At 55.4% G+C, this 4,170-nt stretch carries 3 protein-coding genes; all 3 read left to right on the top strand.

Features of this window, described 5'->3' with window-relative positions; genetic code table 11:
• The coding region (locus L691_RS0118825) for an RsmE family RNA methyltransferase (protein ID WP_025691943.1) at positions 1-471 on the top strand (471 nt) is incomplete at its 5' end.
• A 3-nt stretch (positions 472-474) separates the two neighbouring features.
• Entirely contained in the window at positions 475-1,812 is a 1,338-nt protein-coding gene (gene mtaB, locus L691_RS0118820; protein ID WP_025691942.1) for a tRNA (N(6)-L-threonylcarbamoyladenosine(37)-C(2))-methylthiotransferase MtaB, read from the top strand.
• A gap of 168 nt (positions 1,813-1,980) precedes the next feature.
• On the top strand, positions 1,981-4,170 hold a 2,190-nt coding region (locus L691_RS0118815; protein ID WP_025691941.1), incomplete at its 3' end, for a hypothetical protein.

The following is a 4,170-nucleotide window of genomic DNA, read 5'->3' as shown; positions in this document are numbered from 1 at the left end:
GAGATCGGCGCGGCGGCTTTCCTGCCGTTTTTGTCCGAGCGTACCATCGTGCAGTACGACGAACGCAAGGAGAGCAAGCGGCTGGAGCGCTGGCGCAAAATCGCCAAGGAAGCCGCAGAGCAGGCGCACCGGAACATCGTTCCGGAGATAGCCGCGCCGCTGACCTGGAAGCAGTTGCTGAATTCAGTCAATCGCTATGATGCGGTCTATTTTTGCTACGAGAAAGAAGAAGGGCTCCAGCTGCGCTCTGCGGTTGCGCCGTGGGCGGCGCAGCTTGGAGAAGCGGCTGAAGTTTCTGCGCTCGTGATTGTCGGACCCGAGGGGGGCTTTAGCGAGAACGAATGCCGGGAGGCTGAAGAGGCGGGCGCGGTGTCCGTTGGCCTGGGCAAGCGCATTCTACGCTGCGAGACGGCAGGCATGGTGGCCGCCGCCTGCATTTTATACGAAACTGGAGAAATGGGGGAAGCTTGAAAAATGCCATCCGTTGCATTTTATACTTTAGGCTGCAAAGTCAACTTTTACGATACCGAAGGCATCTGGCAGCTCTTCAAAGAGGAAGGCTACGAGCAAGTGGACTTCGAGGGACAGGCGGATGTTTATCTGATTAATACCTGCACGGTTACCAACACGGGAGATAAAAAAAGCCGGCAGATGATCCGCCGCGCCGTCCGGCGCAATCCGGATGCGATTGTGGCCGTTACCGGCTGCTACGCGCAGACCTCTCCGGGCGAGATTCTGGACATTCCCGGCGTCGATCTTGTCATCGGCAACCAGGATAGGGACCAGATCATCCGGCATGTGAACAGCATCCGGGAATCGCGGCAGCCCGTCAACGCTGTCCGAAACATTATGAAGACGCGGGCGTTCGAGGAACTGGACGTGCCTGGCTTTGCGGAGCGGACGCGCGCGTTTCTCAAGATTCAGGACGGCTGCAACAACTTCTGCACCTTCTGCATCATTCCATGGTCGCGGGGGCTGTCCCGCAGCCGCGATCCGAAGACAATCGTGAAGCAGGCGCATCAGCTGGTGGGGGCCGGGTACAAGGAAATCGTACTGACGGGCATTCATACCGGCGGCTACGGCGATGATTTGGAGGATTACCGTCTCGCCGACCTGCTCAGGGAGCTGGATAAGGTGGACGGCCTGGAACGCGTGCGCATCAGCTCGATTGAAGCGAGCCAGATTGACGATAAGCTGCTGGATGTATTGAACCGTTCGTCCAAAATGTGCCGTCATCTCCACATCCCGCTGCAGGCCGGACATAACGAAGTGCTGAAACGGATGCGCCGGAAATATACGACCGAAGAGTATTTTGCCAAAATGCAGCTGATCCGCCAGGCCATGCCCGACGTTGCCATCACCTCCGACGTAATCGTGGGCTTCCCGGGAGAGACGGACGAGATGTTCCGCGCAGGGTATGATTTTATGAAGGCGGTCGATTATTCGGAAATGCATGTGTTTCCCTATTCCAAACGTACGGGCACGCCAGCGGCCCGCATGGAGGATCAGGTGGACGAGGAGATCAAGAACGTCCGCGTACAGCAGTTGATCGACTTGTCCGAGGAAATGCAGCTGGCGTATGCCCGCAGATTCGTCGGGCGCACGGTCGGCGTCATTCCGGAGAGATCGGCGAAAGGCGCGCCTGGACGGGATGTCCAGCACGGCTTCAGCGACAACTACCTGCAGGTGCTCTTTGAAGGCAGCGATCAGCTGCAGGGCCAGCTCTGCCAGGTAAAGATAACCGAAGCCGGTGTGAACGAATGCAGGGGCGAACGGGTCGGCGTAGCCGGGGAAGCCCTAACGCAGCTTTAGTTAAGCCGCCGCTGCCTGCTCAAGGGTTTCATTCTGCTAAGGATGGGACCCTTGCTTTTTTTGATGAATTTTTTTCCAATGGGGTAATGTTTTCGGACAGGATTGTCGATATACTTGGAAGGGTTTGGATAAGCCCGTGCAACTATTCATAACCAAAGGAGACCTACCATGTTATCGAACAAGAAAATGACTCATTGGGTTCTGCTTGCCGCCCTTTTCGTTTCAATCCTGTTCCCGGCGGGCGCTGGGGCTGCTGCCGGCGATGTTAATACCATTGAATTCGACAGCGCGTCCAAAGTTGAACTGACAGTCGGCCAAACGCCAAAGCAGCTAAAGGTACTCGCTACGGTGGAAGGAAGCTCCTCCAAGAAGGATGTTACGGCCGCCGCCGTCTGGACATCGTCCGATACCGGCGTGGTGACCGTCTCCAGCGGCCTGCTGACGCCTAAAGACAGCGGCAGCGCGATCATTAAGGCGACATATAATAATTCGGTGGCAACCATAGAGGTTGCCGTATCTTATCCCTATAAGAATGTGAAGCTGGAGCATGAGGGCTCCGGCAGCTACAAGCTGGGAGATAGCGGCAGCCTGCTGCAGGTCACGGCGTCCGTTACTGGCGGTGCTTCGGAAACGGCTGTAAACGACGTGACCGAAGATGCCGAGTGGAGCAGCTCCAATGGAAATGTATTAACTGTATCGGATGGCTTACTTACGCTGGTCGGAGAAGGATCGGCTACCGTCACGGCCAAATACAAAGGGCTTACCGCTTCCTTCAAGGCGACCGTGGCGCTGCCGTATTCCGGGCTGGAGATTAGAAGCGGAGAGGCAGCCGTGAACGAGCTGGAAATGCTGATCGGAGACGATGTCATGTCTTTAAGCGCCTTTACCAAGGCGTCCGAGCAGAGTAATGTGAAGAATGTGACCGCGGATGCGAAATGGACTTCCTCCAACACATCCGCCGTGACGGTGGAGAATGGCGCTATTAAGGCCAATGGCATCGGGAAAGCGACCATTACAGTGAATTATCTGGGAGTTTCACAGTCGGTCGACGTCTATGTGCGCGCTCCTTACGAGGTGCTGCTGCTTACGCCGTCCGGCGATCAGACCCTGTTTATCGGCGAGACATTGAAGATGAAGGCCGAGGTGCGCAATGCCGCGAATTCAACCATCGATGTAACAAACGATGCGAATTTCAGCCTGGACAACAAGCTTACTGCGGCGCTTAGTACGGGCGCCGAGACCGTCATTACCGCCAAGGCAGCCGGAACTTCGGCGGTTAAGGCGGAATACAAGGGAAGCTCCAAAAGCTTCAAGCTTACAGTTTATCCGACACTGAGCGCCATGAAGGCGGACAGCACGAAGCTTGAGCTCTATACCGGGGATACCGCTGGACTTCCGAAGGTCAGCGGAACCAAACTGGACGAATCCGCTGTGGACATCAGCCAGGAAATGGATTGGACTTCAGCAAACGAGGATATTGCCATGATCAAGGACGGCAAAATCTCGGCGGTTTCCGCAGGAACGGTCCATCTTACGGGGAAATGGAAAGAGGCCCAAACGGTGTCCTCCAAAGCGGATATTCGCAGTAAAAGCGTGGATGTCGTGCTGACGGTCAAAGACAAGGTGCTTGTGCTAATCGGTCCCGAGGACAGTCTTGGTCTTGTGACCGGTGAAGAATCACAGCTGCCCCAAGTAAATGCTGTTATGGAGAACGGCGAGGAGAAAGATGTAACGGACGAGATCGCGTGGACGCTTTCGGGCAGCAATGCCGTCATCAAGCAGACAAGCTCCGGCAAGGTTATCAAGGGACTTGTCAAAGGTTCTGCGACGCTGAAAGGCACCTACTCCAACAAGAGCATTTCCATACCGGTCAAGATTGAACAGAAAATTGTAAAAATCACGGTGGACCCCGCCGTTCTGGAAATGAACATTAAGAACACTAAATCCATTAAGGTCACCGGATATACGGCGGCAGGCAAGACTGTGAATCTGTCCTCGGGGATAAGCTGGACATCATCTGATACGACCGTAGCTTCCGTCAAGGGAGCCAGCGTGAAGGCGCTCGCTGAAGGAACGGCTTCTTTGTCCGGATCTTATCAGGGCATTTCGGTGACGGTTAAAGTATCCGTTGTTCCGAAACTGATAAAGCTGAAAGTGAGCGAGAACCGGTTCAAGCTGTCTCCTGGGGGTGCGGCTTCGGTTTCCGTTACGGCCGAATATGATACCGGGAAGACGGCGAACGTAACGGGCAGCGTCGTATGGACCAGCTCCAAGTCGTCCGTGGCGTCGATTTCCCAGAGCGGCGGCATTGCTGCTAATTCCAAAGGAACAGCGATCCTCAAAGGCAAATTCGGAGGC

Origin of the sequence: Paenibacillus zanthoxyli JH29 (genome assembly GCF_000520715.1) — a bacterium.
GTDB classification, from domain to species: domain Bacteria; phylum Bacillota; class Bacilli; order Paenibacillales; family Paenibacillaceae; genus Paenibacillus_AQ; species Paenibacillus_AQ zanthoxyli.
This window is presented reverse-complemented; position numbering and strand designations above follow the sequence as displayed.

Coding starts and splice junctions, on each gene's coding strand:
- mtaB (WP_025691942.1), top strand. CDS start 475: ATGCCATCCGTTGCATTTTATACTTTAGGCTGCAAAGTCAACTTTTAC.